Origin of the sequence: Dietzia sp. DQ11-44 (assembly GCF_014145205.1) — a bacterium.
GTDB lineage: Bacteria > Actinomycetota > Actinomycetes > Mycobacteriales > Mycobacteriaceae > Dietzia > Dietzia natronolimnaea.
The window spans coordinates 1-4166 of sequence record NZ_JAALEC010000228.1 but is presented as its reverse complement, the minus strand read 5'-3'; the positions used below and the strand labels follow the sequence as shown (position 1 = coordinate 4166).

Annotated in this window: 3 protein-coding genes; all 3 read right to left on the bottom strand. The window is 68.4% G+C overall.

The genetic code is table 11. The features are described from left to right. Positions 1-101: 101 nt before the first annotated feature. Positions 102-2879, bottom strand: a complete 2778-nt coding sequence (gene secA, locus G6018_RS06615; RefSeq protein ID WP_347237818.1) for a preprotein translocase subunit SecA — start codon at positions 2877-2879, stop codon at positions 102-104. A gap of 165 nt (positions 2880-3044) precedes the next feature. Further along, on the bottom strand, positions 3045-3728 hold the full coding sequence (gene raiA / locus G6018_RS06610; RefSeq protein ID WP_182609975.1) for a ribosome-associated translation inhibitor RaiA: 684 nt from the start codon (positions 3726-3728) through the stop codon (positions 3045-3047). A gap of 242 nt (positions 3729-3970) precedes the next feature. Beyond that, positions 3971-4166 (bottom strand): hypothetical protein (locus G6018_RS06605; RefSeq protein WP_206685258.1); only part of this gene is annotated, 196 nt, incomplete at its 5' end.

The following is a 4166-nucleotide window of genomic DNA, read 5'->3' as shown; positions in this document are numbered from 1 at the left end:
CCACGTACGCCCGCGGGCCGCGACTGTTCGCCGTCGCGGCCCGCATCAGGGTCACCGATACCGGGGCGACCTGCACGGCCCTCCGGTTGGTCTAGCCTCGTTCAGCTCTTGCGCCCCCGGGACGCGGCCTTGGCGGCCCGCTCGCGTCGTTCGAGCCGGTCCTGACGTTCCTGGGAGCGGCGCTCGGCGCGGTTCGCCGGGACGCCCTCGTCGACGAGCTGGGCCTCCCCCGTCTCCGAAGGGCCCGAGAACTGCATCTGGTCATCGGTGACGTCGCGACCGGTGCCCGCGGCCTGCAGGATCGGGTTGGCGCCCGCGAGGGACGCCGCCTGCGCCGCGGAGGGGGCGGCCAGAGTCTTCTGCTGGGGGCTGGCCTCGACTTTGACGTTGAACAGGAACGCGACGGTCTCCTCGCGCACCCCGTCCATCATGGCCGCGAACATGTCGTAGCCCTCACGCTGGTACTCGACCAGGGGGTCACGCTGGGCCATGGCCCGCAGCCCGATGCCCTCCTTGAGGTAGTCCATCTCGTAGAGGTGCTCGCGCCACTTGCGGTCCAGGACCTGGAGCATGATCGAGCGCTCCAGCTGGCGCATGGCACCCTCGCCGCCGATGCCCTCGATCTCGGACTCACGCTCGTCGTACCGGGCGAAGACGTCGTCGAGGATCGCGTCCTTGAGGTTCTTGGCCGACAGGTCACCCGCCGCCCCGTACTCGTCGCCGTCGATGATCGACTGCGCGGTGATCGAGACCGGGTACAGCTGCCCCAGGGCGTCCCACAGCTTGTCGAGGTCCCAGTCCTCGACATAGCCCTCGGCGGCGGCACCGTCGACGTAGGCGCTGACCACCTGGTAGATCATCGACTCGACCTGGTCGGTGATGTCCTCGCCCTCGAGGATCCGCTTGCGCTCGCCGTAGATCACGGTGCGCTGCTGGTTCATCACCTCGTCGTACTTGAGGACGTCCTTGCGGATCTCGAAGTTCTGCGACTCGACCTGGGTCTGGGCGTTCTTCACGGCTCGCGAGACCATCCCGGCCTCGATCGGCACGTCGTCGGGCAGGCTCAACCGGTTCATGATCGCCTCGACGGCCGCACCGTTGAAACGGCGCATGAGCTCGTCACCCAGGGAGAGGTAGAACCGGGACTCGCCCGGGTCGCCCTGGCGTCCCGAACGCCCACGCAGCTGGTTGTCGATGCGCCGCGAGTCGTGGCGCTCGGTCCCCAGCACGTAGAGACCGCCGGCCTCGCGGACGCGCTCGGCCTCCTCCTTGGTGAGCGTGCGCATGCGCTCGATCTCGGCGTCCCACGCCTCCTCGTACTCCTCCGGGGTGTCCACGGGATTGAGCCCGCGCTCGCGGAGGTTGAGGTCGGCGATGATGTCCGGGTTGCCGCCGAGCACGATGTCGGTGCCACGGCCGGCCATGTTGGTCGCCACCGTGACCGCGCCCGGTCGACCGGCCTGCGCGATGATCTGGGCTTCCGAGGCGTGGAACTTGGCGTTGAGCACGTGGTGCTTGATGCCCTTGCGGGTGAGCAGCTTGGACAGGTGCTCACTGCGCTCGACGGACGCGGTGCCCACGAGGACCGGCTGCTTCTTCTCCACGCGCTCGGCGATGTCCTCCACGACCGCGGTGAACTTCGACTCCTCGGTCTTGTAGATCAGGTCGGCCTGGTCCTCGCGCGCCATCGGCCGGTTGGTCGGGATCGGCATGACCTCGAGCTTGTAGATCGAGTAGAGCTCGGCGGCCTCGGTCTCGGCCGTACCGGTCATCCCGGCCAGCTTCTCGTAGAGACGGAAGTAGTTCTGCAGCGTGATGGTGGCCAGGGTCTGGTTCTCGGCCTTGATCTCCACCCGCTCCTTGGCCTCGATGGCCTGGTGCATGCCCTCGTTGTAGCGGCGTCCGTCGAGCACGCGCCCCGTGAACTCGTCGACGATGATCACGTCGCCGTCGCGGACGATGTAGTCCTTGTCCTTGGTGAACAGCTCCTTGGCCTTGATGGAGTTGTTCAGGTAGCTCACCAGCGGTGAGTTGGCCGCCTCGTAGAGGTTGTCGATCCCGAGCTGGTCCTCCACGTACTCGACGCCCTGCTCGGTCACGCCGATCGTCCGCTTCTTGCGGTCGACCTCGTAGTGCGTGCCCTCCTCGAGCAGCGGGGCGATGCGGGCGAACTCCGCGTACCACTTGCTCGATCCGTCGGCCGGGCCCGAGATGATGAGCGGGGTCCGCGCCTCGTCGATCAGGATCGAGTCGACCTCGTCGACGATCGCGTAGTGGTGGCCCCGCTGGACCAGTTCCGCGGTGTCGTGCGCCATGTTGTCGCGCAGGTAGTCGAAGCCGAACTCGTTGTTGGTGCCGTAGGTGATGTCGGCGGAGTAGGACTCCCGGCGCTGCGCCGGGGTCATGCCGCCGAGGATCGCGCCCACGGACAGTCCGAGGAACCGGTGGACGCGGCCCATCCACTCCGCGTCGCGCTTGGCCAGGTAGTCGTTGACCGTGACCACGTGGACGCCCTGACCCGACAGGGCGTTGAGGTAGGCGGGCAGGACACAGGTCAGGGTCTTGCCCTCACCGGTCTTCATCTCCGCCACGGCCCCGGTGTGCAGGACGATGGCGCCGACGATCTGCACCTTGTACGGCCGCTGCCCGAGGACCCGGTAGGCGGCCTCGCGGGCCACCGCGAACGCCTCCGGGAGCAGGTCGTCCAGCGTCTCACCCTCAGCCAACCGGGCCTTGAACTCGTCGGTCTTGGCGCGGAGCTCGTCGTCGCTCAGCTTCTCCGTCTGGTCGGACAGAGTATCCACGTACTCGGCGAGAGCGCTGTACCGCTTGAGCTTTCGACCTTCGCCGGCTCGGAGCAGCTTGGAAAGGATGGACACAGTCTCGAACGTCCTCGTGGTCGGGTTGATCGGGAAATCTGGCTACCTGCGCGGGGGCCACGCGGGCCCTCGGTTCATCCTAGGTGCTGTCGGCCGCCGATACACGCCGAGGGCGGCCCGGTCCATGCGGACCGGACCGCCCCCGGGGCGTATGGGCTGCGACCGTCAGGCCTCGTCACTCAGCGTGATGAGTCCGTAGTCGAACGCGTGCCGCCGGTAGACGACGGTGGCGTTGCCGGACTCGGTGTCCCGGAAGAGGTAGAAGTCGTGTCCCACGAGTTCCATCTTCTCCAGGGCCTCGTCGACCGACATCGGGGTCCCGTCGTGCTCCTTGCGGCGCACGATCTGGCCGGGGAGCTGGTCGTCGACCCCGTCCGCGTACTCGTCCATGACATCCGCCGGTGCCGCCTCGGGCGCGAGCTCCGCGGTGGCCTCGGCGACGGACTGCGGTCGACGGTGCCCGGAGTGGCTGATCTTCCGGCGGGTGCGTGCCTTGCGCATCTGCCGTTCGAGCTTGGCGACCGCCGACTCCAGGGCGGCGTAGAAGGTGTCCTCCGCCGCCTCGGCGCGGGCGACACCCGGCTTGCCCTTGAGGGTGATCTCGATCCGCTGGCTGGCCTTGGCCAGGCGTGGGTTCTTCTCGTGCAGAAGGACCACGTCGAACCGGGTGATCGCGGGCGAGATCTTCTCGATCTTCGCGAGCTTGGTGTGGATCCGGGTCGCGAAGTGGTCGGGGACCTCGACGTTCCGGCCCTTGATGGTCACCTGCGCATCAGGGGCACCGGGGTCGTCGGTCGACGGACCGTCGAAGGTGGCGGGGTCGAGCAGGACTGCGGGGGTCTTCGCCATCGAAGCTCCTCCTCATCGGGCCTGCGGCGGGCCTCTGCGACCGACCCGGTTACCGCCCGGGACCCCGGTCGAGGGGCACACCCACATGGCTGAGTGGACACTCTCCGGACGGGGCGACCACCGGACAAATTCAGTGAAAGTGCTGGTGAACCCCGTCCGAACCCAACGATACCCGGTCGTCTGGGCAGTGGACCGTAGTCGCGGCAAGTCGTCCGGAACTCACCCACGGGCAGCCCCGGACCTCACGCGGCGGTGACCCCGAGCACCCCGTCGACCCGCAGCCCGCCCTCGCCCAGCACCCCCACACACGCGGCGGCGGTGGCCCCCGTGGTGACCACGTCGTCCACCAGCAGGACCGTCGCCGGGGTCCCGATCAACTCCTCGACCGTCGACGGGGCCCCGGGCGTGGCCAGGATCAGGGTGCCCCGCGGCCGCCGG